At 59.0% G+C, this 26039-nt stretch carries 26 protein-coding genes; 7 read left to right on the top strand and 19 right to left on the bottom strand.

The window, feature by feature from the left end; genetic code table 11:
• Positions 1 to 174: 174 nt before the first annotated feature.
• On the bottom strand, positions 175 to 597 hold the full coding sequence (locus tag MLD04_RS06035; protein WP_248155774.1) for an OsmC family protein: 423 nt from the start codon (positions 595 to 597) through the stop codon (positions 175 to 177).
• 243 nt (positions 598 to 840) lie between these two features.
• Here MLD04_RS06035 and crp point away from each other — a divergent pair, with 243 nt between their 5' ends.
• A complete protein-coding gene (gene crp, locus MLD04_RS06030) occupies positions 841 to 1482 on the top strand; it encodes a cAMP-activated global transcriptional regulator CRP (RefSeq protein WP_007153756.1) in 642 nt (213 codons plus the stop codon).
• A 26-nt stretch (positions 1483 to 1508) separates the two neighbouring features.
• On the opposite strand, the gene MLD04_RS06025 is transcribed toward crp, so the two are convergent.
• The 9 genes from MLD04_RS06025 to MLD04_RS05985 all read right to left on the bottom strand — a co-directional run bounded on the left by MLD04_RS06025 (position 1509) and on the right by MLD04_RS05985 (position 10711).
• Entirely contained in the window at positions 1509 to 2564 is a 1056-nt protein-coding gene (locus MLD04_RS06025; protein WP_248155772.1) for an alpha/beta fold hydrolase, read from the bottom strand.
• 99 nt (positions 2565 to 2663) lie between these two features.
• Positions 2664 to 3560 (bottom strand): alpha/beta fold hydrolase, encoded by an 897-nt coding sequence (locus tag MLD04_RS06020; RefSeq protein WP_248155770.1) that lies wholly within the window; start codon positions 3558 to 3560, stop codon positions 2664 to 2666.
• A gap of 102 nt (positions 3561 to 3662) precedes the next feature.
• Positions 3663 to 4739: a molybdenum ABC transporter ATP-binding protein gene (gene modC / locus MLD04_RS06015; RefSeq protein ID WP_248155768.1), complete on the bottom strand. Its 1077-nt coding sequence runs from the start codon at positions 4737 to 4739 to the stop codon at positions 3663 to 3665.
• Positions 4736 to 5416, bottom strand: coding sequence for a molybdate ABC transporter permease subunit (modB, locus tag MLD04_RS06010; protein ID WP_248155766.1), 681 nt, complete (start codon positions 5414 to 5416; stop codon positions 4736 to 4738). The genes modC and modB overlap by 4 nt, the downstream gene beginning before the upstream one ends.
• A gap of 13 nt (positions 5417 to 5429) precedes the next feature.
• Positions 5430 to 6212 carry a molybdate ABC transporter substrate-binding protein gene (modA, locus tag MLD04_RS06005; RefSeq protein WP_248155764.1) on the bottom strand — a complete coding sequence of 261 codons (783 nt, stop codon included), beginning with the start codon at positions 6210 to 6212 and terminating at the stop codon, positions 5430 to 5432.
• Complete coding sequence (locus MLD04_RS06000; protein WP_248155762.1) at positions 6212 to 7162, bottom strand: alpha/beta hydrolase; 951 nt, start codon at positions 7160 to 7162, stop codon at positions 6212 to 6214. The genes modA and MLD04_RS06000 overlap by 1 nt, the downstream gene beginning before the upstream one ends.
• Positions 7137 to 8102 (bottom strand): sterol desaturase family protein, encoded by a 966-nt coding sequence (locus MLD04_RS05995; protein ID WP_248155760.1) that lies wholly within the window; start codon positions 8100 to 8102, stop codon positions 7137 to 7139. The genes MLD04_RS06000 and MLD04_RS05995 overlap by 26 nt, the downstream gene beginning before the upstream one ends.
• Positions 8103 to 8209: 107 nt before the next feature.
• Entirely contained in the window at positions 8210 to 8953 is a 744-nt protein-coding gene (locus tag MLD04_RS05990; RefSeq protein WP_248155758.1) for a glutathione S-transferase family protein, read from the bottom strand.
• Positions 8954 to 9046: 93 nt separating this feature from the next.
• Positions 9047 to 10711, bottom strand: coding sequence for a CocE/NonD family hydrolase (locus MLD04_RS05985; protein WP_248155756.1), 1665 nt, complete (start codon positions 10709 to 10711; stop codon positions 9047 to 9049).
• 338 nt (positions 10712 to 11049) lie between these two features.
• Between MLD04_RS05985 and MLD04_RS05980 the strand changes: the two genes are divergently transcribed.
• Positions 11050 to 11970, top strand: coding sequence for a PEP-CTERM sorting domain-containing protein (locus MLD04_RS05980; RefSeq protein ID WP_248155754.1), 921 nt, complete (start codon positions 11050 to 11052; stop codon positions 11968 to 11970).
• Between the two features lie 112 nt (positions 11971 to 12082).
• The gene (locus MLD04_RS05975; RefSeq protein WP_248155752.1) at positions 12083 to 13054 is read left to right on the top strand and encodes an META domain-containing protein; all 972 of its coding nucleotides are present in this window, start codon (positions 12083 to 12085) and stop codon (positions 13052 to 13054) included.
• Here the strand turns inward: MLD04_RS05975 and MLD04_RS05970 are convergent.
• The 4 genes from MLD04_RS05970 to MLD04_RS05955 form a co-directional block, all read right to left on the bottom strand.
• The gene (locus MLD04_RS05970) at positions 13024 to 13869 is read right to left on the bottom strand and encodes a substrate-binding periplasmic protein (protein WP_248155750.1); all 846 of its coding nucleotides are present in this window, start codon (positions 13867 to 13869) and stop codon (positions 13024 to 13026) included. The genes MLD04_RS05975 and MLD04_RS05970 overlap by 31 nt on opposite strands.
• An 82-nt stretch (positions 13870 to 13951) precedes the next feature.
• A complete protein-coding gene (locus tag MLD04_RS05965) occupies positions 13952 to 15010 on the bottom strand; it encodes a quaternary amine ABC transporter ATP-binding protein (RefSeq protein WP_248155748.1) in 1059 nt (352 codons plus the stop codon).
• 9 nt (positions 15011 to 15019) lie between these two features.
• Positions 15020 to 16057: an ABC transporter permease gene (locus MLD04_RS05960; protein ID WP_248155746.1), complete on the bottom strand. Its 1038-nt coding sequence runs from the start codon at positions 16055 to 16057 to the stop codon at positions 15020 to 15022.
• A gap of 110 nt (positions 16058 to 16167) precedes the next feature.
• Positions 16168 to 17139, bottom strand: coding sequence for an ABC transporter substrate-binding protein (locus MLD04_RS05955; RefSeq protein WP_248155744.1), 972 nt, complete (start codon positions 17137 to 17139; stop codon positions 16168 to 16170).
• Between the two features lie 279 nt (positions 17140 to 17418).
• Between MLD04_RS05955 and MLD04_RS05950 the strand changes: the two genes are divergently transcribed.
• The 3 genes from MLD04_RS05950 (at position 17419) to MLD04_RS05940 (ending at position 19970) form a co-directional block, all read left to right on the top strand.
• Complete coding sequence (locus MLD04_RS05950; protein WP_248155742.1) at positions 17419 to 18519, top strand: M14 family zinc carboxypeptidase; 1101 nt, start codon at positions 17419 to 17421, stop codon at positions 18517 to 18519.
• A gap of 1 nt (position 18520) precedes the next feature.
• Entirely contained in the window at positions 18521 to 19258 is a 738-nt protein-coding gene (locus MLD04_RS05945) for an alpha/beta fold hydrolase (RefSeq protein ID WP_248155740.1), read from the top strand.
• A 94-nt stretch (positions 19259 to 19352) separates the two neighbouring features.
• Complete coding sequence (locus MLD04_RS05940) at positions 19353 to 19970, top strand: glutathione S-transferase family protein (RefSeq protein ID WP_248155738.1); 618 nt, start codon at positions 19353 to 19355, stop codon at positions 19968 to 19970.
• A gap of 8 nt (positions 19971 to 19978) precedes the next feature.
• Here the strand turns inward: MLD04_RS05940 and MLD04_RS05935 are convergent, their stop codons facing one another.
• On the bottom strand, positions 19979 to 21112 hold the full coding sequence (locus tag MLD04_RS05935) for a GGDEF domain-containing protein (RefSeq protein WP_248155736.1): 1134 nt from the start codon (positions 21110 to 21112) through the stop codon (positions 19979 to 19981).
• 135 nt (positions 21113 to 21247) lie between these two features.
• Here MLD04_RS05935 and MLD04_RS05930 point away from each other — a divergent pair, with 135 nt between their 5' ends.
• Positions 21248 to 21856: a DUF4202 domain-containing protein gene (locus MLD04_RS05930; RefSeq protein WP_248155734.1), complete on the top strand. Its 609-nt coding sequence runs from the start codon at positions 21248 to 21250 to the stop codon at positions 21854 to 21856.
• A gap of 48 nt (positions 21857 to 21904) precedes the next feature.
• Here MLD04_RS05930 and trpC read toward each other — a convergent pair whose 3' ends face one another.
• From trpC to trpE, 4 genes are all read right to left on the bottom strand, one after another.
• Positions 21905 to 22726, bottom strand: coding sequence for an indole-3-glycerol phosphate synthase TrpC (gene trpC, locus MLD04_RS05925; protein WP_248155732.1), 822 nt, complete (start codon positions 22724 to 22726; stop codon positions 21905 to 21907).
• Positions 22727 to 22901: 175 nt separating this feature from the next.
• On the bottom strand, positions 22902 to 23930 hold the full coding sequence (trpD, locus tag MLD04_RS05920; protein ID WP_248155730.1) for an anthranilate phosphoribosyltransferase: 1029 nt from the start codon (positions 23928 to 23930) through the stop codon (positions 22902 to 22904).
• Positions 23931 to 23946: 16 nt separating this feature from the next.
• A complete protein-coding gene (locus tag MLD04_RS05915; protein ID WP_248155728.1) occupies positions 23947 to 24528 on the bottom strand; it encodes an aminodeoxychorismate/anthranilate synthase component II in 582 nt (193 codons plus the stop codon).
• A gap of 16 nt (positions 24529 to 24544) precedes the next feature.
• A complete protein-coding gene (gene trpE, locus MLD04_RS05910) occupies positions 24545 to 26032 on the bottom strand; it encodes an anthranilate synthase component I (protein WP_248155726.1) in 1488 nt (495 codons plus the stop codon).
• Positions 26033 to 26039: the final 7 nt, after the last annotated feature.

The raw sequence follows: 26039 nt of genomic DNA, 5'->3' as shown, positions 1-26039 counted from the left end.
CGGTTCCCTGCCGAGGCCGCCACCGACTACTGACCCGGTGAATCCATTGTTCACCTTTTGCGCAGACCGGCGGAGAAGGCGCGTATTATGCACACCGCAAGTGGTGTTGAATAGTATTTGCAATGACATTTTAGCATCCGTAATTGCCGCCGGAATGACGCACCTTCAGGTACGTCACGCAGGGTCACGGATTTCATAGCTGTGAGTGATTTCAACGCCCGCTTTGCCCAGCATTATGGAAGCCGAACAGTATTTCTCCGCTGACAGGCTCACCGCCCTCTTGACCAGGTTTTCCTTCAGGCCATGGCCGCTGACCACAAAGTGCAGGTGAATCTTTGTGAAAACGGCGGGGACAGCGTCTGCCCGTTCTGCCTCGAGTTCGGTATGGCAGGCGGTGACGTCCTGGCGACTTTTCTTCAGAATGCTCATGACGTCAAACGCGGAACAACCACCGACGCCCATCAGAAGCATCTCCATGGGCCGGGGGCCAAGGTTCTCGCCTCCGTGGTCCGGTGGTCCATCCAGCTGAACGCTGTGGCCACTGCCACTGGTGGCCTTGAAACTGGCATTGCCGGTCCAGTCGACGGTTGCTTTCATGGTTTGGCAGTCTCCGTTAGTCAGGTCTGGTTGAAGGCGGATGCTAGCACAGTCGGCTCCGGGGAACAGCCGTCACCGGCGCCCGCAAAGTTGCCGCAGGAGATGCTTTCCGGTTGCCCGGAACAAGGCTTCTTGTTATAAGTTGGCGTGTTTTTCAAGAAAAATGAAAGAACCCGCAGGGAAAGCCGGGTTAAATAACAAACATCGGAACCCGCCAGTTTTTGAGGAGGCATGACTCGCACTATGGCCACTATCGTCAAGCCGGTTGAGCAGAAAACCAAGCACCTGGACTACTTCCTGTCACAGTGTCATCGCCGGCGTTACCCCGCCAAGAGCACCATCATCTACGCCGGAGACAAGAGCGACTCCCTGTTCTACATCGTCAAGGGCTCTGTGACGGTCATTATCGAAGACGATGATGGTCGTGAAATGATCATGGCCTACCTGAACGCCGGAGACTTCTTCGGTGAAATGGGGCTGTTCGACAACATGGACTCCCGAAGTGCATGGGTCAAGGCCAAGACCGAGTGCGAGGTAGCCGAAATCAGCTACACCAAATTCCGGGAAATTGCCCAGCAGGACCCCCGTGTGCTGTATTTCATCGGCGAGCAGATGGCCTCTCGCCTGCGTCAGACCACGCGCAAGGTTGGTGATCTGGCGTTCCTGGATGTGACTGGGCGAGTCGCCCGCACCTTGCTGGATCTTTGCAAGGAGCCCGATGCCATGACGCATCCCGACGGCATGCAGATCAAGATCACCCGGCAGGAAATTGGCCGCATCGTCGGCTGTTCCCGCGAGATGGTCGGTCGGGTACTCAAGACCCTCGAAGATCAGGGGCTGGTCCGGGTCAAGGGCAAGACCATGGTGGTCTACGGCACCCGCTGAGTGAAGGGGCGGGTGCCGACCCGCCCTCAGGTTCCCTTCAGTGCCTGCTCCAGACTGGTGGTCCGGCTCCCGACCGCCTCCAGGCCCCGGTCAAAGAAGCGCTCCGCATCACGGACGGTCGCCTCCGGCAGTTCTTCCATGGGAATATGCCCGGCCGAAGGGTAGATAATCAGTTGCGCCTGTGGAATATCCGCCATCCATTTTCCGGCCAGTGATACCGGTACCCAGTCGTCCTCTCCACCCCACATCAACAGTGTCTCGGCCGTGATCCGCTTGAAGGGCGGTGGATCAAAGTTTTCGGCGCGGGCTTCAATCATCTTCAGTGTCCGTATGTACAGCGGCTTGGCGCCGGGGCGCTGGTTCATCTGTACGTAGCGCACGTAATCCTTTTGCTGAATACGGTCGGCATCGCCATAAACCCAGTTCAGATTGAGCGTCACCGCCCAGGCCGGCTGGATGTAGTTTCCGATAAAGGCGACGGGCGGAAAGGTCGCGAGGCTGAGAATCCAGGGCGTATCCTGAGGGTAGCCAAAGGGATCGAGCAGGATCAGTCGACTGACCCGGCCGGGGTTGCGGGCCGCATATCGTGCGGCGATGTAGCCACCCAGTGAATTGCCGGCCAGTGAGACGCTGTCCAGGTCCAGTTTGTTGACGAACGCTTCAAACGCGTCCAGTGCGCTTTCCTCGTTGAAGTCGTCCGGGTTTTGGGGGCCTCCGGTGAGTCCATAGCCCGGCATGTCCAGGGCGATCACCCGGTGGGTTTTGGCGAGTTCTCCGGCCCAGGCGTCCCAGGTCTGAAGTGCCGAGAAGATGCCATGCATCAGTATGATCGGATCTCCGGAACCCCGGTCCTGATAGTGAATGGTGTAGCCGTTGACCCGGACAAACCGTGAGTATTCATTGGTGTAGCGTGCCTTCAAATCGTCCAGCGGCATGCTGGTGAACCCGGCCCAGTTGCTCAGGGTCGGGGTGGCCTTCATGGATGCGCCGATCGCCGAGCAGCCGGATACCGCGACGATCAGGAAAACCAGGGCCAGCAGCGCCAGAAGGCGCTGACTAAACGATGAGTGGTTGGTTTGCATGGGCATTCCCTCGCTGATGAATCAGGACCGCGAGGGTTACAGGCATTGCCGGCAGAGACATTGACGCCACTGCCCGGCGCAGGGCGTCACCGGGTTATTTCAGGTCCCGCTTGCCGGATTTGGGGGCTGGGTCACAAAATTCCGGATCGCTTTGACAACCTGGTCCGGTGCGGTCAATGGGGCCCAATGCGGCGCATCCAGTTCGACCCGGGTCAGCTTTCCTGTCCATTGAACCAGCTGGTCAAATAGCTGGGGCCCCACATAGTTGTCGTTGCTGGGTAGCAGAACCTGGACCGGACAGTGGGCGTAGCGTTTGGCCGGATTGATCAGATGCCCCAGAAAGTTGGCGCGATACAGTTTGACGCCAAATCGGCCATCGGCCTTTTGCAAAGGGCTGAACCGGGCATCAGTCACGCCTTCGTGCTTTTTCAGGATGCCCGGCCACAGGCGATCCAGTCCTGATTGCCACATCGCCTCCGGAACCACAGGTATCTGAAACAGGAAGACATACCACGAGCTGGCCAGTTGCCTGAGTACCCGCAATGTGCCCCCACCCCTGATATCCCGAATCTGGTCACGCAGCCAGAACCCGACATGGTCCAGGCTGGGGCCCGAGATGGATGTGAACGACAGGATTCGTGATGTGAGCGGGCCGTTGGTGACCGATTCCCAGCTCTGAATGGACCCCCAGTCATGGGCCACCAGGTGGAAGCTGCGGCCCGGAATCAGCGTGTCGACGACGGCCTCCAGGTCCCGGCTGAGCAGGGGGAGTCGATAGTCCCGGGTGCGTCGGGGTTTATCCGACAAGCCAGCACCGCGGACGTCATAACGGACGATAAAGAATTCACGGGCCAGGTCGGGGACGATTCTGTCCCATACCCGGAGGTTATCGGGATACCCATGCACCATGACCAGGGCGGGGTTCCCGGGATCGCCATCGGTAACGGCGTGCAGTTGGATGTTGTCACTGGCGATGCGATGTTCTGTGCCGTTCATGGTTTGGATCACGCAATGGGTTGGAATGTCAGGAGCAGGGTACTCCGCCCTTCCGGATTCGAAGAGGGCCAAAGGGGCCATAAACCGCGCTTTACGGGCGTATCAGTCGACGATGGCGACCGATTTGATCTGCATCCAGACCGGTTGGCCGGGCGTGAGACCGAGGGTATGAACCGAGCGGCTGGTGAGCCTGGCCAGGAAAGGCGTGGATCCCGCCATCAGACGAACCATCGAGGTGCCCGGAGCGATGTCGGTGACAATATCATCGACGGTCGCCGGCAGCAGATTCTGGATGCTCTGGTCCGGTTGGCGGGTGAGAGCGATACTGACATCCCGGGCCAGGACCTGGAGACGGGGCCGACTGCCAACGGCCATGCGGTCATCGGTTCGGAGCCAGAGTTCGCCACCGTCGAATTCGGCTCGGGCCAGGTGCCAGGTGTCATCGCGCTCGGAAATGCGGGCAGTCAGAATCACGCCCGCGTCCTCTTCCAGTCCGAAGCGCTGGTCTGGCCGAGCCAGCGTGGCCTGCAGCGGCCCTTCGTCGACAACCTGACCCTGGTCCATGATTACAATGTGATCCGCCAGACGCGCCACTTCGGACACCGAGTGGGAAACGTAGAGGATTGGCATGGCCAGCCGGTCACGCAAGTTCTCCAGATAGGGGAGGATTTCCTGTTTGCTCCGCTGGTCCAGTGCCGACAGGGGTTCGTCCATGAGCAGCAGTTGCGGGCTGGTCAGAAGGGCACGGGCAATGGCGACTCGTTGACGTTCTCCGCCGGACAATCCGGCCGGCATGCGCGTGAGAAGTCGGGCCAGCCCCAGCCAGGCGACAACATCGTCGAACGACAGAGCCCGGTCGGATTCGGGAATCCGTCGATAACCAAACTCCAGGTTTCGCTTGACCGACAGATGGGGGAACAGGGTGGTGTCCTGAAACACATAGGCCAGTGGGCGCTGGTGGACCGGCAGATTGACCTTTGAATCCTGCCAGACCTCGCCATTGACCGACAGGGACCCGGTGCAGGGCTGGAGCCCGGCGATACAGCGCAGCAATGTGGTTTTACCGCAGCCGGAGTGGCCAAACAGGGCGGTCAGCCCGGAGCCCGGCACGGACAGGTGTGCGTCGAGGCGGAAGCCGGGAAACTCGCACCGGAAGTCGAGATCAATACGGCCGGTCATCGGACCATTTCCACGCGCGGACGCCCTTTGAGGGCGTACAGGCTTACCAGTACGACGAAGGAGAAGGCGACCATCGAAGCGGCCATCCAGTGGGCCTGGGTATACTCGAGGGCTTCTACGTGGTCATAGATCGCGACCGATAGAACCTTGGTCTCGCCGGGAATGTTGCCCCCAATCATCAGTACGACACCGAATTCGCCAATGGTATGGGCGAAGGTCAGCACCCCGGCGGTCAGGAAACCGTTGCGGGCCATGGGGACGACGACCGTGAAGAAACGGTCCAGCGGCGATGCCCGCAAGGTGGCAGCGGCTTCGAGAAAGCCCGCATGAACTGATTCAAAGGCATTCTGGAGCGGCTGGACGGTAAAAGGCAGGGAGTACAGCATGGATGCAACCACCAGGCCTTCGAACGTGAAGGGCAGAAGGCCGATGCCCAGTTTCTCCGTCAGTTGGCCAACGACGCCCTCCGGCCCCATGACCAGGAGCAGATAGAAGCCCAGGACGGTTGGTGGCAGTACCAGCGGCAAGGCGACCACGGCGGCAATCGGCTGGCGCAGCCAGTGGTTGGTCCTGGCCAGCCACCAGGCGATCGGTGTGCCGACAATCAGTAGCAGAAGCGTTGTCAGTCCGGCCAGCTTGAGCGTCAGCCAGGCGGGTTCCCAGTAGGTCTCGATCATTGGCCCTTACCAGTCACTTCAGGCCCTCATACCCGTATCCTTGAATGATACCGGTGGCTTCCGGGCTTTTCAGGAAGTCGAGCCAGGCCTGTGCTGCCGGGTTCGTCTTGCCCCGGTCCAGCAGGACCGCCTGTTGCTCGAGAGGGGCGTAATAGGATTGCGGGACCAGCCATTGAGTCCCCGCCTGGCCATCCCAGGACTTGATTTGGGACAGAGCGACAAATCCGGCGCCGGCGTTCCCGGAGGCAATAAACTGGAAGGCCTGGGCGATCGAGTCGCCCCGGACGATTCGGTGTTGCAGCGAATCCCAGAGATTCATGGATTTCAGCGCCTGCCTGGCGGCAAGCCCGTAAGGCGCCGTTTTTGGATTCGCGATGGCGACCCGGGCGAGCGCCGTCGATGACAGGAAAGCTTCCGGTTTCTCGAACGCATGTGGCTCTGGGGTCCAGAGTGCCAGTTTCCCGATGGCGTAGGTGAATCGGGTGCCGGCTACCGCCCGGCCTTCCTTCTCGAGAAGTCGCGGGCGTCTGGCGTCGGCCGCGAGGAAGACGTCGAAAGGCGCCCCGTTGCGGATCTGGGCGTAGAGCTTCCCGGTTGACCCGAAGCTGGCGGATGCCCGGTGGCCGGTTCGGGTCTCGAATGCGGTGATCAGGGCGTGCGTCGTGTCGGTAAAGTTTGCAGCGACGGCAATACGGACCTCGCCGGCAAACCCCGGAGACCCTGTCACAAGCAGGATCAGGAGGACAACGGCCCGGAACAGCGGAGCGGAAACCGCTGGCGCGTCAATGCGTACCATCAGGCTGTCGTTGGAATCGGGTTGTCATCGGTTGCACTGGTGTTGGAAGCCTGGCGCCGACAAAGGGAGTACAGGTAGTTGGTCACCTCGGCAGCGTTCACTTCGTTCAGCATTTCGTGTCGGCCTTCCTCGAAGAGTCTGAGAGTCACTGTCTGAATACCCGCCTCGCGAATGGCCTGGAAATGGGTGCGTATGCCCGCGCCCATTTCGCCGACCGGGTCCCGGGTTCCGGCAAACAGGTGAACCGGCAGATCCCGTCGCCAGGTTTTCGGATCGATGGAAAGCATACCACTTATGAAATCATGCCACAGACCGACAGAACATTCGAACCCGCAGTAGGGATCGGCAATGTATTGGTCCACCTGCTCCGGATCGCGGCTGAGCCAGTCGTAATCGGTACGGTTGGGCTGAAACTGGCGGTTGAATTTGCCGAAGGTCAGTCCTGCGATCAGGCGACTGCGATGGCGTCGTCCCCGGAATGCCCGGATGAGGCCTACCAGGAACCGTGAAGGCAGCAGTTCACCCCGGTTGATTCGATTGGTGGCGCTGAGAATCAGGGCGTCGATGTCGGAGCCATGTTGCTGGGCCACGCTCTGCGCGATGAACGAGCCCATGCTATGGCCCAGAAGATTTACCGGCAGGCCCGGAAAGGCCTGCCGGCTGTGGAGAATGACCCGGTGCAGGTCATCGGTAACTTTGTACCAACCCTGCTCGTCACTGTAGTGCCCCCTTTGGTCCGCCGGGCATTCGGGACCGTGTCCCCGATGATTGCAGGCCACCACGGCTATGCCATGCTGGGCCATCCAGCGTGCCAGCTCCAGGTACCGGCCGGCGTGTTCGGCCATGCCGTGGGCAATGACAAGGATTGCGTCGGGGTTTGCCGGGGCGACGAGGGTGCCCTTGATGGATCTGCCGTCAGCGGCCTCAATACTCAGAGTGTGTTCGTTCATGGGGGCTGTTTTCATCCATTGATGCCGGCCTTTCCCATTCCGGCGGCTTCCAGAGGTGTTTGAGTCGTGACCATAATCCGCCAGGCCGGGCCATGTCGCGGAACAGGTCCACGTATTCGTGAGTCCAGAGGACAATAAGATTATTGGAGCGCACCGGACGGGTAATCCCGTATCGGGGTGGATCCTGGGCATCTTCGTCGACGAAGGTGCCGAACAGTCGGTCCCAGAGTATCAGTGTGCCGCCGTAATTCCGGTCGATGTATCCCGGGTTGCGCCCGTGGTGGACGCGGTGGTGGCTGGGGGTATTGAAGACCTGCTCGAGCCAGCCCGGCAGTCGTCCGACCAGGGTGGTGTGGATGAAAAACTGATACACCAGTGAAAAGGCGTAGGCCACACCGATCCAGACCGGATTGAAGCCGATCAGCGCCAGTGGCAGGTAGAAGATCCACATACCGTTGAAAATATTGGTGGCATTCTGGCGCATGGCGGTGGAGAAGTTCATCCGTTCGGACGAGTGGTGTACCACATGAGCGGCCCAGAACCAGCGCATCCGATGGCTGGCCCGGTGCATCCAGTAGAAACAGAAATCCACCCCCAGGAAGGTTCCGAAAGCGGTGAAGGCGTTGAGCTCCAGGTCAAACAGTCTGTGGTGGTAACAAAACGCATAAAGAGGAAACGCGATAATGCCGGCGAACAGCAGTTCGGTGACCTGGTAGCCAGCGCCGAGGGCAAAATTCCGGATGGCCTCCCGGGTATCCATCAACCGGGGATCGTGTCGTATCCGGAGATATTCCCAGAAGGCGACGGCAATAAAGACCGGGGTTGCAAACACGAAGATAAGCTGGCGCTCGTCCAGCGCCAGCCAGGGTGCGATCAAGTGCCACAGGGGCAGCAGCCCACTGCTCTCCAGCACGTTTTGCATCATGTCGATCAGGGTCATAGCCGTATCCGCAAAGGGTCTTGTTGTCAGGTTATGGTGCCACAATCCCCGGTCGGCGCGGTGTCACATTACGCCAATGCCAATGGCCCATTGCGACACGGTCTGAGTCAGCTCCCCCGGTGTTTCAGGTAATGCTCCCGTAGCGGTGCGATGCTCGGCTCCATGCGCGTGAGCCAGTCCCGCATGGGGGGCAGAAGTTTCTGCTGTGCGGGCCATGGCACGGGGTATTGGCGGGGCTGGAACAAGGGGGCGAACAGGGCGCCTGCCGCAAGATCCGCCCGAGATAACCGGTCGCCCACGAGGAAGGGACGTTGCCGGTAGTGTTCCGCCAGTTCCGTTAGAAGGGATTCCATGATTCGCTCGGAGGCATCCGCGGTTTTCTGATTGATTTTCATCCACTGGCGCATGGTTTCATCGACACGGCTGAACGCCAGGCTCAACAGCCAGCGATTATAGAAAGGCGTGCCCGCGGCCAGCATCGGAATGACCCGCTTGGGTCGCTGCAAAAGGTAGTGGTAAGACCAGCAGCGCACGGCAGGGCCGGCCTCTTCGTCGAGGCGATGTTCCCAGTCCAGGGCCTGTTGACGTTGTTCCGGGTCATCGGGCGTCAGGGAATGCTCTGGAAAGCTTTTATCAAGGTGATCGATGATGGCGGCTGAGCCCTGCACAATCTCGCTGTCGTGATCGAGGACCGGAACCGACGTTGCCTTTCCGGTCAGTGAGCGGATCGGGCGAATGTGTTGGCCCGGCAACAGGTTGATCGTCTCGTAGCGGACGCCCTTGTAATCGAGCGCCCACCGGATTTTCTCGCAGTAATGGGAAATGGCGAACTGGTAGAGCCTGACTGTCATGATGGGTGTCTTCCTGACCTTGAGAGAGCTCTACCATACCGTCGAACCGACTTTTTCAGAAGTCCCGGCAGGTCCTGCCGGGACTTCTGTCACCTACAGGGCAGGGACTTCAAGCGTCGAAGCCCGGTTGTTGCTGAACTCGAAACCGACCGATGTGGTGCCCTGGTCGGGGTACTTGTAGAGCAGATCCCGGGAGTCGATGACCAGTACCAGACGGTCGCCTGCGGGAACATCGTAGGCGGTGGCGACCAGATCGATGTCCAGTGCCAGGGTCTTGCCCGGTGTGGTCTCAGGCACGGTAATGGGAGCGTGGGTGATGAGTTTGCCGGTGCCTGTCCAGTCCATGTCATAGAGGTACGCGACCAGCTGCAGATGGTCCGATTTCGGGGTCACCTGGATCGTGGTTTCCGGTATCCCGCGGATCTTCAGCGGGGAACCGAGCCTGGGGGTCTGGAACCAGATGCTTCGGTCACGTCCCAGTGTCAGTATCGGCGCCACCACCGGGACATTGATCTGTTCGAAGAGCTGGGAGGCCAGCGGGATGCCGGTATCTGCCAGCGTTCCGGCCCAGGAACTGATCCATTCGGTTTTCCCGAACCAGCTCTGGTAGGGCGTATCACTGAGCTCGCCCTGGCTGAACCAGGTGCGGGGATGAAGGTACCAACGCCGGGTCTGCGCTGCCGGCACCGGGAAATTCGAGAAGCCCTCGTAGCGGTTGCTCAGCTTGATTTTCATCTGCACCGGCGATTGCCCTTCCATGGCCAGTGGCTGGCCTTTCAGATAACGGTCAAACCAGCGCTGGACGTTATTCCACACGTGGGTATTGCCGTCACCGATCATACCGACGATCTCTACCGTGGCATGGGTGCCGGGCTGCAGATCAATGTGTTTCGGTCCGCTCAGCTGATGGAACAGGCGCAGGGGGCTGTTGGGCTGGAACAGGTTGTCGCCCCAGTTGTTGGCCATGTACACCGCGGTCCCATTGGCGTTCAGCTGATCGACGACGGACAGCGGCGAACGCTGGTTGGCCCAGGCGATGGTCGTATCGACGTCCTGCTGGTGGAGGATGTTCTGCCAGAGTTCATTGATGATCGGATCCGGATGCCCGATCAGTTCGCCGGTCAGGGTCAGCAGTTCGCCCCAGACCAACCGCGGAGTCTGTTGGCCATACAGCGCCTCGGCCAGGTTGCCCCAGCCACTCATGGCCGCGACAGCGCGGACCCGGGGATCGTGGGCGGCGCCAAGCAGACTGAGCCCGGCACCATAGGAGATTCCCGCAGCGCCAATAGCCGCAGGGTCGGCCGGCGTATTCGTGATCAGCCAGTCCACAACGGCGCTGAAATCTGCCATGTCCTTGGGACCGGCGGTATTGATCAGGCCGCCGGATTTGCCCCAGCCGCGGCTGCTGTAGCTCAGGACAATATAGCCCTGTTCGGCCAGCCGGCCGGCCGCGGTCAGGTATTCGTACTCGTTCAGTCCCCAGCTGTTCACGAAGATGATGGCCGGATAGCTGGATTGGCCGGAGGTCGGGATGAAGACATTGGCTTCCAGGTTAACGCCATCATCACCGTAGATCACCACGTCGTCGTTGGTGGTGTAGGCATCGGAGACTGGAAACAGCGGCTGGTTTAGCACACCGGCAACCAGCGAGGCCGTCGGGAACAGTGCCGACTCACCCGCGTGGGCCTGATCGGTCGGAACGATGACCAGCAGTAATAGTAAACAGGGCGCAAATGCCCTGGCTAGAAAGTGTTTCATGATCATTCAGCCTTTGGTTGTTTTTGGATAGAGGCTTGGCCTTGTGCAAGGCCGGTAAGGGATTCTGCTTCGATACTGCGGAAAGCCGGATCAGTGTAGAGAAGCCGCGCGGGCTTACCCGGATGTCGTTCACATACGGACTTGTCTGTTGGTGCCAACTTTCGGATTCCACCTGTTTGTGGGCGGTTACAGGGTGTCGAGGTGTTTTACAGAATTTTGCAAATATCTACTCGGGGTTCTTTTCAGTTTCCTGATTTGCAGTAAAAAAAATCAGGTTGGCAGGATTTACGCTTAGTTGTCTCTTGCAACAAATTGAACCTTAGAGAAGGAGTTCAGTTATGAACAAGCGATGGATGACCAGTGCGACCGGTCTGGCTGCCGCCGCTTTGATGAGTTCACCGGCATTGGCAGTGCCGACCACCGCGGATGTGGTTTTTCTGGTGGACGAATCCGGCTCAATGGCGGGTGAGCACGACTGGTTGGGAGATATGATCAGTGGCTTGGAGTCCGGTTTGATCTCTCAAGGAGTGGGAGTGTCCGAGGCTAACCGCTATTCCCTTATTGGTTTTGGAGGGGCGACATCGGGTTCCCATTTTGATCCTCATGCCCATGATATGGATACCGATGCAGATGAGGTTCAGAATTGGGGGAGTGCCGTTCAATTTGGCGATGCGACGAAACACTTGGTGACAAATGGTGGAACGGAAGATGGCTGGAATGCGTTGGATTGGGCCATGGGTATGGTTAACTCAGACCGTCGGGAGGGTGCTGCGGTTAATTTTATTCTCGTCACCGATGAAGATCGTGATAATGAGAACAATTCACTGACTAAATCGGGGCTGCTCTCGGGCCTACAACGGCTGAATGCGTTGCTCAATGTGGTTGTTAATAACCGCTTTAAATGCGATGGGCAATCCGGTGCCATTGGGGTAGCCAGCAACGGTAATGGTTTTAGAGCGGATGGATCCGGTGGCTACACCGTATGCGAGGGCGCGGGAACCGTGGGTGCCTCCGGTGACGGCAATACCACTTCCGATTATGTCGATCTTGCGATGCAGTCGGGAGGTGCAGGCTGGGACCTTGAGATTCTCCGGGCAGGAGACACGAATCAGTACGCCGATTCCTTCACCAAGGCCTTTGTGGATATCAAAGTACAGGAGATTACCGAACAGCCTCCGGTCTCCGTGCCGGAGCCCGGTACCCTGGCGTTGCTTGGTCTGGGTTTGACCGGTCTGGCATTCCGTCGTAAAAAATCCTGACAAACCCGTCCAACCGGAGTCGCCTTCTGGCGGCTCCGGTTATTCGCTTTCCCGCCTGTGCATTCCTGTCTAGAATTGGCGCCGTTAACCGATCGAGATAGGGATATCCAAAATGCAATGCCTTCGAACTCTTCGTGCCGCCTGTCTCTTGACCGTGGCTCTCTCGCTTGTCGCCTGTGCATCGCTGATGCCGGAAAAGCCGTCATCGAACACCTATAGCTGTGGTCAGCTGGATATTCGCGTCGCGGAAACCGATGCGGGGTTGCTGGGCATCGATTTTGCCGACCAGCGCCTGCTGCTCAAGTCTGCGGAGAGTGCGTCCGGAGCGCTTTATGTGGCGCCCGATAACCCGGATACCCGGTTCTGGAGCAAGGGAGCGCGCGCGTCTCTGACCGTTGATGGTGAGCGTTACCCCGAGTGTCTGGAGCCAGGTGCCATAGAAGATCCCTTTGAAGCCCGCGGTAACGAGCCCTTCTGGCGGGTGCGAGTGGCTGCGGGTCAGTTGACGCTTGAGCGACCCTATGAATCAACGCCCCCATTGCGTCTGGACGCGCAGCTCGAGCAATCAGATCGCCATGGCCGGACGTTTGTCGCTGAAGGTTCGGGTGTCCGGGTCAGGCTCCGTGTTGCCCGTCAACTCTGTAACGACAGCATGTCGGGTAGCCAGTATCCGGCACAGGCACGGCTGACGATCAATGGTGACGTCTATCAGGGATGCGGGGGCGATCCCGTTCGCCTGCTGCGTGGCGTAGAGTGGGTTGTTGAAACGGTGGATGGCCTGGCGGTCATGGAACTATCGCAGATGACTGTCCGGTTTCTCGATGGCCAACGTGTGGTGGGGGCTGCATCCTGTAACCGTTATGCCGGAACCTATCGTTTGACCGGCGAAGGGCTTGATGTTGACTCGATTGCGTCAACCCGCATGGCCTGTGCGCCTTCGCTGATGAAACAGGAGGAGCGTTTCCTGAAATTGCTCGGTCAGATCAAAGCCTTCCGTATCGGAAAGCACGGGGAATTGAATCTGCTGACGCTGGATGGTCGAACCATTGTTGCTCATCGGAACTCGGGAGGATCAATTCCGTAACGGGCCATGATCTGCCCGATCCGCCCGGAAGCCTCGAGGGCGCGAATACCTTCGGAGAGCTGCTCCGCCCGCTTCTTACCGGTTGGCGTCTGGGGGGAGAATGCAATATATATCGGTGATTCGTAGATCCGTGCAGCGCTTCTGAGCCGTCCCTGGGACGGGTGCTCCCTCTGGGCCCAGTTCATCACTTCGCGGTCCTCTGGAAACACGTCGGTCCGGCGTTCCCAGATCAGTTGAATCGCACGACTCAAGGGTGACGGCCCGGACAGAACCAGTACCCGTTCCGGATCGTCCAGGTGAGCGGCGATGTAGGCGTCCAGTTCCGGGGAATAGGAGTAACCATTGATTGCCAGTAGCGTCTGATTCCGGAGGGAATCAATGCCGCTGTACACCCAGGTACTGTCAGGGTGGGTGAATAGCTCTGTGCGCGAATGGCCAGCCGGCTTCTCCGGGAACAAAAAGCCGGGTGCATCGCCGGGAAATGCTCCGATCACTCCATCGATTTCGCCAGCTTCAGCCTGGTACAGGGCGCGGGCCCAACTCATGTTGACGTATTGGACGGTCAGGCCAACCCTGGCAAAGGCTTCTCTGGCAATGTCGACCATGTAGCCTTCCTGTTCAGAGCCAGCTACGCAGTTGTGGGGACACCAGGGGTCCGCAGCCAGAACAACGACAGATTCGGGCGTGTCGGGGGAGGATGGTTGAGCGGCGGGAACAGCATCAGACGTCAGCCCTTCGGGCACCGCAGCTGGTGGATCGTCGGGCGAACAGGCAGTGCACAGCAAAAGCAGAAACAGAACCAGTGGTTTGAACATGAGCAGGAACCAGAAGCCACACTCCGGGCGGCGAATACTTCAAGCATAGCCGCCCGGAGGAACTTTGTAACCTGCTTTGCGTTTATCGGCCTTTCTGGCGTTCTTCCGAAGCAGCCGCAGTGGGCACAAGGGCTCTGGTCAGTTCTTTCATGCTCAGATCGCCAACGGTTTTGCCATCCCGGACAACCCGGTATGTCAGGTTGGTGTCGCCTTCGGAAAGAGACAGCACGGACTCGAGGTTGTCTTTCTCGGAAATGTCTCCGGCATAGTCCTGTGCCTCGCCACTGGGCTCTTTCATCACCGATCGGACACGCAGTACCCGGGCCCGGTTAATGTCAGAAATGAAATCCACAATGTAGGGATCGCCGGGATTCAGGAGGATGTCCTGAGGGTCGCCCTGCTGTACGACTTCCCCGTCCTTGAGAATCACAAGGTGGTCCGCGAGTTTGAGGGCTTCGTCCAGATCGTGGGTGATGAACACGATGGTTTTCTGGAGTTCCTTCTGGAGTTCGAGCAGGAGGTCCTGCATGTCAGAACGGATCAACGGGTCCAAGGCCGAAAAGGCTTCGTCCATCAGCATGATCGGCGAGTTCGACACCAGCGCGCGGGCGATACCGACCCGTTGCTGCATGCCGCCGGACAGCTGGTGTGGATACTGGTTCTCGTTGCCTTCCAGTCCTACCCGGGCGAGCCATTTTCGGGCCTCATCCTCGAAGTCCGCGGTGGAAACTCCGCTGACGTCCATGGCCATACCGGCATTCTCCAGAACGGTGCGATGCGGCAGCAACGCGAACTTCTGGAACACCATGGACATGTGTTTGCGCCGAAGTTGACGCAGTCGGGTTTCGTTGAAGGAAAGGACATCCTCACCATCCACCCAGATCTCGCCAGAAGTGGGTTCAATCAACCGGTTCAGGTGGCGGATCAGTGTGGACTTGCCCGAACCGGACAAGCCCATGATGACGGTGATCTCGCCCTCTTGCATGTCTACGTTGATGTCCCGAAGACCGAGCACATGGTTGTGTTTTTCCAGTAACTCGGCCTTACCCATTCCCTTGCGGACATACTCCAGGGCAACGTCAGGCTCCGGGCCGAAGATCTTGTACAGATTCTTGATGGAAATCTTTACATCAGAAGTCACGGGGCGTCCTCACTGTTTCTGTGCCGCGTTGATACGCGCCAGGGAAGCTTTGGTAACCCGATCAAGGATAACCGCCAGAATCACGATGCCGAGACCGGACACCAGGCCAACGCCCAGTTCCAGATTCCGGATGCCTTTGAGCACGAGCACGCCCAGGCCAGGCGCTGAAACCAGCGAGGCGATCACTACCATGGCCAGACTCATCATGATCGTCTGGTTTACGCCCGCCATGATGTTGGGGAGGGCAAGGGGAATCTGCACCTTGTAAAGCTTTTGCCAGGGCGTCATGCCGAATGCATCGGCGGCTTCGATGACTTCTTTGTCCACGAGTCGGATGCCCAGGTTCGTCAGGCGGATGACCGGAACGATGGCATAGAGAATGATGGCAATCCCGTAAAGCTTGGATTCGGTGACGCTGAACAGGAAGATCAGCGGAATCAGGTAAACAAACGGTGGAAGCGTCTGCAGCATGTCCAGTATCGGTATGGTCATGCGTTGCATGACATCGCTTCGGGACATGGCTATCCCTATCGGGACCCCCACCAGTACACACAGGAAGGCGCAGACGAAAATAATCGACAGTGTCTGCATCGCGTAATCGTAATAGTCGATGAAAGCAAGGAGGATGATGCTGCCGGCAACGAAAGACACCAGCTTCCATGATTTGGTGACCAAAAAGACCACAGCGAGCAGGACCGGAATAACGATCCACCAGGGTGTGTGCAGCATCGCGTAGAGGGCGCCATCCAGCGACCAGCTCAGCGGTTGGGTAATCGGATCAAGCACCAGGCTGAGATTGTCCTTGATCTGGAGAAACCCGTCCTCGAGGCCCTTGGTCAGATCCCGGGACTGAGGCCAGGCTGAACAGGACTTGTGCAACGCATCCAGGGAAGGAAACGGCAGGTCCCAGATGGAAATGGCTTCCGTACCGTCTCCACCTTTGGCTTTGGACAGCAGTTGCGCCATGGACAGCGGCGCACTGCTCTGGCCCTCGGAACACCACTTTTCCAGTCCCAGGGCGGAAAATACGAAATCGTAGGTAGCCATGATTGTTCTGATTCCCGTCGAACCATCAACCGGACGAGGAGCGAACGATCGATGGATAGGTTAAAGGGCGGCGGCCGGCAGCCGCCGCCCTGGCTGGGAGGGTTGGCTCGTTACTTGTTGAGCAGGCTGGACAGATTCTTTCGGGCAGAATCGTTCAGCCAGTCTGACCAGACATCCGGGTAGTTGCTCAGGAAGTAGACGGTCGCTTCTTCGGCGGACGCATTGTTGGTGCTCTTCCAGGCCAGCACCTTGCTCATGGTATCGGTCTTGAAGGTCATCTTGCTCAGCATGTCAGCCACCTCAGGATGCTGGTCCTTGAAGGTGGTGGTGACGGAGGTCAGCACGGGGGCCGCCGGGAAGTCGGACACGCCCGGGTTCGGATTGTCCGGGGTCTGGTTCGCCTTGTGGACCTTAGGCTTGACGTCGCCGATTTTGACGCGGGTCATGTCGTACTTGCCCAGCGGTACGGTCGGTCCCCAGTAGTAGCCGAACCAGGGTTTGTGGTCCTGGACTGCTGAAGCCATGGACGTGGCGAGGGTTTCGCCGGAGCCGTGGTTGAAGACCTTGAGGCCAGAGGATTCCAGATCCAGGGCACGGATCAGGTTGTCATTGACGACCCGGCAACCCCAGCCGTCCGGGCAGTTGTTGAACGTGCCGCCGACCCACTCAGGGTGCGCCATCACGCCTTCAATGGTTTTAAGCTCGGGATGTTCCTCGGCCAGATAGGTCGGAATCCACCAGCCTTCGACACCGCCCGGATCCAGGACCTTGCCCAGTCGCTCGACCTTGCCCTGATCTTCAAGACGCGTGTAGGCCTCACCGGCAGAATTCAGCCAGAGCTCGGTAACGATGTCCGGCTCGCCGTTCTCGGCGACGGAGGTTACCGCAGGCACGGTATCAGACGGCACGACAGAAACTTTACAGCCGTAACCCTGTTCCATGAGGAATTTTGCGGTCGATGTGACGACGGCTGCTGAGGCCCAGTTCATCTCGGTGATTGAGACTTCGCCACAGTCACTGGCCTGGGCGAATCCGGGAAGGGCGGCTGCGCACAGCAGGGCCGCGGAAGTAAACTTTTTCATGATCACTTCTCCTGTTCGGTTGGTGAGGTATTGAAAAGTTTCAGAAAAGTACGGACATGCGATCCTGACGGATCGAAAGTGAGGGCATACGACAAGGCTTCGAGTGCGTTGTTCAAAACGACAGTTTCCGAAAGCATTGACCTCTAAGGATAAGGATAATGAAGATTCGTTCAAGGTTTTCTCCGAAATCCGTCGTTTCAATGGGCAGATTTAATGTCGGTGTCAGCGCTTTGTAGCAATTCGTTGATAGCCTCTGCCGCTTGTCGACCGGAGGTGCTCATGACGGAATTACGGAATCTCACCCCCCATCGGGTGATCCCTGCGGAACAGGCTCGTCGCGACCGGCAGCAACGGGCTCGTTTGCGCACGTTCCTGCCCGAACTCGTGGACCTAGAGCGTCTTCTTGCGGAGGCCCCGGAGAGCGTTACAACGCGGGTTCCAGACTATGCCAGCGTGGGGGATATGTCCCTGCCGATCTATCGGGTCGACATTGGTTCTGAGCGGAAGGATGCGCCGGCGGTTCTGCTGGTTGGAGGTGTTCATGGACTTGAACGGATCGGGACCCAGGTGGTGATTGCATGGCTGACGACCCTGATCAGCCGGATGGGCTGGGACCAGTCCCTGCTCCGGCTGCTCGAAGATATCCATATCACCGTGCTGCCTATCCTCAATCCGGGGGGAATGTACCTGAACCAGCGCAGTAACCCGAACGGTGTTGACCTGATGCGGAATGCACCGATCAAGGCACAGGAGCGAAGCACGTTCCTGCTGGGTGGGCAGCGGATGTCGCGACACCTTCCCTGGTATACGGGAACGCCGGAACGCGGGATGGAAGTCGAAAACCTCACCCTGGAGTCGGTCATTCAGGAACTCCTGCCGGACCGGCCATTCAGTGTGGCGCTCGACTGCCACAGCGGCTTTGGCTGGCAGGACCAGATCTGGTTCCCCTACGCCTACCGTCGCCGGCCCATGCGCGGGATCGCATCGGTCATGGCCCTGAAACTGATCTGGGAACAGGCCTATCCCAACCACGATTACCGCTTTGAGCCGCAGTCCCGCCATTATCTGACCCACGGCGATCTCTGGGACTATTTCTACAAGCAGATCAATCGGGACAGCAGTGGCGTTTTCCTTCCACTGACCCTGGAAATGGGGTCCTGGCGCTGGATACGTAAGCGGCCCAGGCAGCTTTTCCGCCTGGATGGGTTCTTCAATCCACTGGTTCCCCATCGTCACCGCCGAGTCCTGCGTAGCCATCTCGCCTGGATCGATTTTCTGCTGCATGCGGCGGCAAGCCACCGGCACTGGTTGCCGGATCCGGCAGCGGAGTCCATGCTGAGGGAGGCGGCCATCATGCACTGGTATCGGGATACGAACTAGTATGGACTGGATTCTGTTGCGCGGTCTGACGCGGGAGCAGGCCCACTGGGGCGACTTCCCGCAGCGGCTCGGAACCGCGTTCCCGGAACACCGGTTCCATACCGTCGACCTGCCCGGCACCGGGGTCCATTTCCGGGAGCCCAGCCCCGATGCGATCCCGGACATTCGCCGTCAGGTTTGCCGGAGCGTTGCGCACATGCCCCGTCCTTTCAGTATCCTGGCGCTGTCCATGGGGGGGATGGTTGCGCTGGATTGGGCACAACACGCGGCCCCCGGAGAAATACAGCATCTGGTTCTCATCAACACCAGCTCCGGATTCAGTCCACCCTGGCACCGCATGCGGCCCGGCGTCTGGCCCAACATTCTGCGCTTGCTGGCTCGCAGGGAATTGTTTGATCGCGAGCGGGATATCCTGCGCCTGACCTCTAACAGACCGGTACCGCTGGAACTGGCGAAACGATGGTACAGCATCCAGCGCCAGCGACCGGTGAGTACTGGTAACGCCTTCCGTCAGCTCAAGGCGGCTGCCCGTTACACGCCGGCCGGATCCAGGCCTGTGCCAGACGCGTTACTGCTGGCGAGCGAGGGAGACCGCATTGTGAACTGGCGTTGCAGTGCAGAGATCGAGTCGCGCTGGCAGTGGACCCTGAAGGTTCACCCGGATGCTGGTCACGACCTGCCTCTCGACGATCCAGACTGGATCCTGAAGCAGCTGGACACCTGGTTGCCAGACTCTTAACGGTTGCTTGACGCAACTCTTTTTTCCGGTCAGGCTTTGGGTTTCCTTGCTGTCCTGCAAGGGCCCACCTGATGTCCGGAAGGAGTTAAAAACAATGAAAATCTTTGAAACCAAGACGGCTCCCAATCCCCGTCGAGTGCGGATGTTCATGGCCGAAAAAGGGCTGCTGGACAAGGCCGAGTTCATCGAGATTGACTTGCAGAAAGGGGAAAACCTGACCCCGGAGTTCGTTGCCCGCAATCCCATGAAAAAGGTGCCGGTCATGGAACTCGATGATGGTACCTGTATCGCTGAAACCATGGCGATTTGCCGGTATTTCGAGGAAAGCTATCCGGACACGCCGAAATTACTGGGTGAGACACCCCTGGAAAAGACTCTGATCGAGCAGTGGTTGCGTTGGATCGAGCTGTATTTTTTCATGCCCACGGGGATGTGCTTCCAGCACACGACAGGCTATTTCAAGGATCGCATGAATCCGATCAAGGAATGGGGCGAGGAATGCGGCCAGAGTATCGAGAAATTCATGCATTTCCTCGATAAGCACCTGGAAGGGAAAGAGTTTATCTGTTGTGACCAGTTCACCGCTGCGGATATCAACGCGTTCACGACGGTAGCGTTTGCCAAGGTGGTTAATGTTCGCATCAAGCCGGAGCAGACTCACCTGCAGGCCTGGTACGATCGGATCAAGGAGCGCCCGTCAGCAAGAGCCTGACACTCCGATTAGTCCGAGGCGGTGATTGACCTGGAGGGGGGCGCCAGAACCGCGCGATTCCGACCGGTGTCCTTGGCCAGGTAAAGCGCCTCGTCGGCTCTGTTGATCAGATTTTCCGGGTGTTGTTCGCCATGGAAGCGGGCAACGCCCAGGCTGATCGTCTGGTGGATCTGGCCCCTGTTCGTGGTAATCGGGGCGTCTGCCATGGCAAGCCGGATTTTGTCGGCGACGTTCAGGGCATTGTCTGCCGTTGTCTCGGGCAGCATGATCAAGATCTCCTCGCCGCCCCAGCGGCATACGACATCCTGCTGACGAAGCGAGGCTGTCACGCGAACCGTGGTTTCACGCAAAACCTGGTCTCCGACATCGTGACCGTAGCGGTCATTGATATGCTTGAAGTGGTCCAGGTCTGCGAGAATGACGCTCAGGGAGTGGCGCTTGCTCCGTCGGCTCCGATTCATCTCATGGCGAATCAGGGGCAGGAACGCGTGACGGTTCATCAGGCCCGTGAGCTGATCGGTCGTGGCGAGTTGCCGAAGTGACTGTTTGGTCAGAAACTGATTGATTGACAGGTTCCGTAATGCCTCACTGGTCAGAAAGCCGATGACCAGCATGATCGTTGGCCCGAACAGGAACGGCATCAGGCCTCGAAGCGGCACATCGAGCATAAAGGCGCCGGCTGCAAACAGGGTCAATGGCAGGGCGATCTGTATCATCCAATCCCTCAGGCCCCGCGTGGCCATGAGCGTGACTCCGAACAGGCTGATCATCAGGCCATCGGATATCTGGTGAAGGCCCTCCCGTTTCCAGTAGAAGTAGATGAAAAACAGGATGAGGATCATGCTCATCAGTGACACACTCATTGCCCGGATCAGGGTTTTGGGTTGCCACCGGGGCCAGCCAGCGTAGTGGCTCAGGAAGGTCAGCAACAGACTGGCATACACTGGTATCCGGACCAGATATTCGAGGGACCAAAGTTCCGGTGTGGCGACCCCCCGAATGCTGTAGCTCAGTTGATAGGCGAGCATGGTGAACAGGATAAGCCAGGCACCCAATATGGCCAGTAGCGCTTCCAGCCGCTGTCGGTATTCTCGGTAGGCTGGTTGCCACTCGCGGGGAATGTCGGGCTTGGTGAATAGCATGTCGGGTAAAGAGCTTGTGAAACTGAATGGATGCTTTTACGAATTATCCTGCGACACTGCTTTTGATTACAACTGGTCATAAGGGGTATATCGCTCGGGATATATACCTACAAATGCGACACACTGGAGATAGGGATGACAGTACAGAGTGCCGGGCGCCTCGAATGCGTGCTCGACGGGATTGACGGTGCCAATCGGCGGGATCCTCATGCGGAGGTGGTGGACGGTCAATCGCTGCCTCGTGAGTATGCCTACAGCCTCCATATGACCCGCTGGCTGTTTGCCCTTGAGGAAGCTCCCTCCGAGCGTATGCAGATTGCCTGCCGGGCCCAGCACATTGAACGCTGGCGGCTTCCCCGGAGTGACTATCCGGAAGGCCGGAAAGGCTACTATGAATGGCGTCAGGCTTGTGGACGCATGCACGGCCGGCGTACTGCTGAGATCATGGCCGAGTGCGGTTATGAACCTGATGAGTGCGCCCGGGTGGAAACCATTCTGACCAAACGGGAATTGCGGAAGGATCCGGACACCCAGCTCCTCGAGGACGTGGCGTGCCTGGTTTTCCTGGAGCGTTACTTCTCCCGTTTCTACGAGGAAAAGCCGGACTATGATCGGGAAAAGTGGCTGCGAATCGTACGCCGTACCTGGGGCAAGATGTCACCGCGAGGGCATGAGGCGGCGCTGAAGCTGGCGGGGCAGTTGCCGGAACACTTACAAACCCTGCTCGGCGAGGCGTTGACTTAGTGCACAGTCTGGCAGGGGTGCCCCCGCCAGACTGTTTGAACTTTCTCGTTAGCCCGCCGGGAAAAACATTTCTTGCAACTTATATCCCGGATCATCTGATCTCATGAAGGATTCGCCCACCAGGAAGCCGTAAATCCCACGGGAAGTCATGGCTTCCACATCCGCTCGCGTCATGATGCCGCTCTCGGTAATGGTCAGTCGGTCGGCGGAGATCCGTTCGTGCAGGCTGAACGTGGTGTCCAGTGACACGTCAAAGGTGTGCAGGTTCCGGTTGTTGATGCCTACCAGTGGTGTGGTGAGCGTCAGCGCGTCATCCAGTTCCTCGCCGTCGTGCACCTCGACCAGTGCATCCAGACCGATTTCGTGGGCAATACCTTCGAGTTCCTGCATCTGGTCTTTGGTCAGACACGCCGCGATCAGCAGGATGCAGTCGGCACCGATGGCCCGGCTCTCGTAAACCTGGTAGGGCGCCACCATGAAGTCCTTGCGGATGACCGGCAGACTGCAGGCTGCTCGTGCGGCCTTCAGGTAGTCCTCATGCCCCTGGAAAAAGTCCCTGTCGGTGAGCACGGACAGACAAGCCGCACCACCTTGCTCGTAGCTCTCGGCAATTGCTTCCGGTTCGAACGGATCGCGCAGAATGCCTTTGCTTGGAGAGGCTTTCTTGATCTCGGCAATAACCGCCGGCTTTCCTGCTTCGATCCGGGTGCGAAGGGCCTCCGCAAAGCCACGCGCCGCTGGCTGGTCGCCAGCCATGGCTTTCAGATCGTCGATGGAAACGGTCCGCTTCCGCTCATCAATTTCTTCCCACTTCCGGTCCACGATTTTCCGCAGGATGGTGGGGGTCTTGTCCAGATGTCTGTTGGTCATTAAGGGCCTGCTACAGATACAGAGTATGCGAGAGCCGGCGGGGCTGGGCTTTCCAAAACTGTCTGCAGCCATGGATGGCTGCAGACAAGCCCTACAGGGACGTATTCACGGGCGTGTTTTGGAAAGTCCAGCCCCGCCGGTTCGTCCTGCCGCGATGCTGGCAGGGATTATCAGGTCAAAAGCATTGAGAAAAATCGGCCAGCTCGGACATTTTGCCCGCCGCCAGCCCGGAGCCCATGGCGTCGAGTGCCATATCCACGCCTTCTTTGGCGTTGCGGGCCAGACCGGCAACATAAATCGCCGCCCCGGCGTTCAATGCAATCATATCCCGGGCCTTCTCGGTAATCTCGTCATGGGTCCGGCCGAAGGCGGCCTTGATCAGGGTCAGTGATTCGTCGGACGTTTCGACGGTCAGGCCCACCAGCGACTGGCTCTTGATGCCAAGATCTTCCGGCGTGATGTCGTATTCGCTGATTTCACCGTCCTTGAGTTCCGCCACATGGGTCGAACTGGCGAGACTGATCTCATCCAGGCCGTCCTTGGAATGAACCACCATGATGTGCTCGGCACCCAGACGATGAAGGACTTCTGCCATGGGCCGGCACAGTTCCCGGGTGAAGACGCCGATCAGCTGGCGCTTCACGCCGGCCGGGTTCGTCATCGGGCCGAGAATGTTGAAAATTGTCCGGCAACCGAGCTCCCGGCGTGGGCCGATGGCATGCTTCATTGCGCCATGGTGGGCCGGGGCAAACATGAAGCCGACGCCGATCTGCTCAACGCAGCGCGCGACTTCCTCCGGTTTCATGTCCAGGTTGATGCCCACTTTCTCCAGAAGATCGGCGCTGCCGCTCTTCGAAGACACCGCGCGGTTGCCGTGTTTGGCGACGTAGCCGCCGGCGGCCGCGACCACGAACGACGCGGCCGATGACACGTTGAACAGATTGGCGCCGTCGCCACCGGTCCCGACGATGTCCACCAGCGGTTCAGCATTGACGGTGACGGAGGTGGCCAGTTCCCGCATCACCTCGGTGGCGCCAGTGATCTCGTCAATGGTTTCACTCTTCAGGCGCAGCCCCATCAAAAACGCGCCGATCTGGGCATCCGTGGCTTCGCCATTCATGACAATGCGCATGACCTCCTTCATCTCCTCCCGGGAAAGGTCCAGATTGGAGGCAATGCGGTTCAGTGCTTGTTTCATGTCCATGGAAAATCGGCCTCTTTTATTGTGTTCGCAGGAAGTTGCGCAGCAGCTCGTGTCCCTGTTCGGTCATGATGGATTCGGGATGGAACTGAACGCCTTCGATGGTCAGCGTTTTATGGCGCACGCCCATGATTTCCTCGACCGAACCATCGTTATTCCGGGTCCAGGCCGTCACCTCCAGACAATCCGGCAGTGTGTCCTGCTCGATCACCAGACTATGGTACCGGGTGGCCTGAAGCGGATTGCTCAGGCCCCGGAACACCCCCGTATCCTTGTGGTACACCGGTGACACCTTGCCGTGCATGACGTGGCCCGCGCGAACGATGTTACCCCCGAAGACCTGGCCAATGGCCTGGTGCCCGAGGCAGATGCCCAGGATCGGGAGCTTGCCGGCGAAATGCCGGATCGCCGCCATGGAAATGCCGGCCTCGTTGGGGGTACACGGACCGGGTGAGATCACCAGGCGTTCGGGCTGGAGGGCTTCAATCTCTTCAACGGTGATCTCGTCGTTACGGAAGACCCGGACGTCGGCCCCCAGTTCGCTGAGGTATTGCACCACGTTGTAGGTGAAGGAATCGTAGTTATCGATCATCAGGAGCATACTGTTTCCCTCCGCCTCAGTGGTCGTAGTCGTTGTAGGTCATGGCCACGGCCCGGAAGATGGCTCGGCCCTTGTTCATGGTTTCCTTCCACTCGAGACGCGGGATCGAGTCGGCAACGACGCCGGCACCCGCCTGTATGTGCAGGGTGTTGTCCTTGATCACGGCAGTGCGGATCGCAATGGCGGTATCCATGTTGCCGTTGAATGAGAGATAGCCCACGGCACCGCCGTAGACGCCCCGTTTCACGGGCTCCAGTTCGTCGATGATTTCCATGGCGCGGATCTTGGGTGCGCCACTGAGCGTGCCTGCGGGCAGGGTGGCGCGCAGGACATCCAGGCAACTGGTGTTCTCTTTCAGCCGGCCAGTCACGTTGGAAACGATGTGCATGACATGGGAATAGCGTTCGACAATCATCTTGTCGGTGACCCGGACCGTACCCGTCTCCGATACCCGGCCGGCGTCATTGCGTCCCAGGTCGATCAGCATCAGGTGTTCGGCAATCTCTTTCGGATCCGCCAGCAGCTCCGACTCCAGGGCCCGGTCTTCGGCGTCCGTGGCACCCCGTTTCCGGGTGCCGGCGATGGGGCGCACCGTTACCTCCTCGTCTTCCACCCGGGCCAGGATTTCCGGCGAGGAACCGACAATGTGAAAATCCTCCAGATCCAGGAAATACATGTAGGGCGAGGGGTTCAGGACCCGCAATGAGCGGTAGAGGTTCAGGGGCGGAGCCTCGAACGGAATCGACATCCGCTGGGAAATAACGGTCTGCATGACATCGCCATCCAGCACGTATTCCTTGATCCGGTCGACGGCGGCTTCGAAGCGTTCCTGGGTAAAGCCGGACACGAAGTCGCTTTCATCAACACTCTTTCCGCGCAGGTGCTCGGGTGTTCTCGGCGCATTGGCGGTCTGACGGTGCAGGCGGCTTTCCAGTTCGTCGATCCGCTGCTGAGCCTGGTCGTAGGCTCCCTCATTGCTCGGGTCCACGTGAACGATGAGGTGGAGCTTGCCCCGAAGGTTGTCGAACACCACGATCTCGTCCGACACCATCAGCAGAATGTCGGGCGTGCCGATCTGGTCCGGCGGACAGGAACGGCGCAGGCGTTTCTCGATGTAACGCACCGTGTCATACCCGAAATAGCCGACCAGGCCACCGTTGAAACGGGGCAGCTCCGGAAGGTCCGGGGCATTGAAACGCTTCTGGTACTCGTCCACAAACGCGAGCGGGTCCTCGACGTCTTTCTGCTCCACGACGGCGCCGTCCCGGCTGACTTCGATGCGGTGATCGAACACCTTCAGGACTTCCCGGCTCGGGAGGCCGATGATGGAATAACGCCCCCACTTTTCGCCACCCTGGACCGATTCGAAGAGGTAGGAATAGGGGCCGCTGGCGAGTTTGAGGTAGGTGCTCAGTGGGGTGTCCAGGTCCGCCAGGACTTCACGGTACACAGGAATACGGTTAAAGCCGGCTTGGGCGAGCTCGAAGAATTGCTCGGGTGTCATGTCTGGG

Origin of the sequence: Marinobacter koreensis, from assembly GCF_023156285.1 — a bacterium.
GTDB classification, from domain to species: Bacteria; Pseudomonadota; Gammaproteobacteria; order Pseudomonadales; family Oleiphilaceae; genus Marinobacter; species Marinobacter koreensis.
The sequence above is the reverse complement of the archived record's forward strand: the minus strand, read 5'-3'. Positions and strand labels throughout refer to the sequence as shown.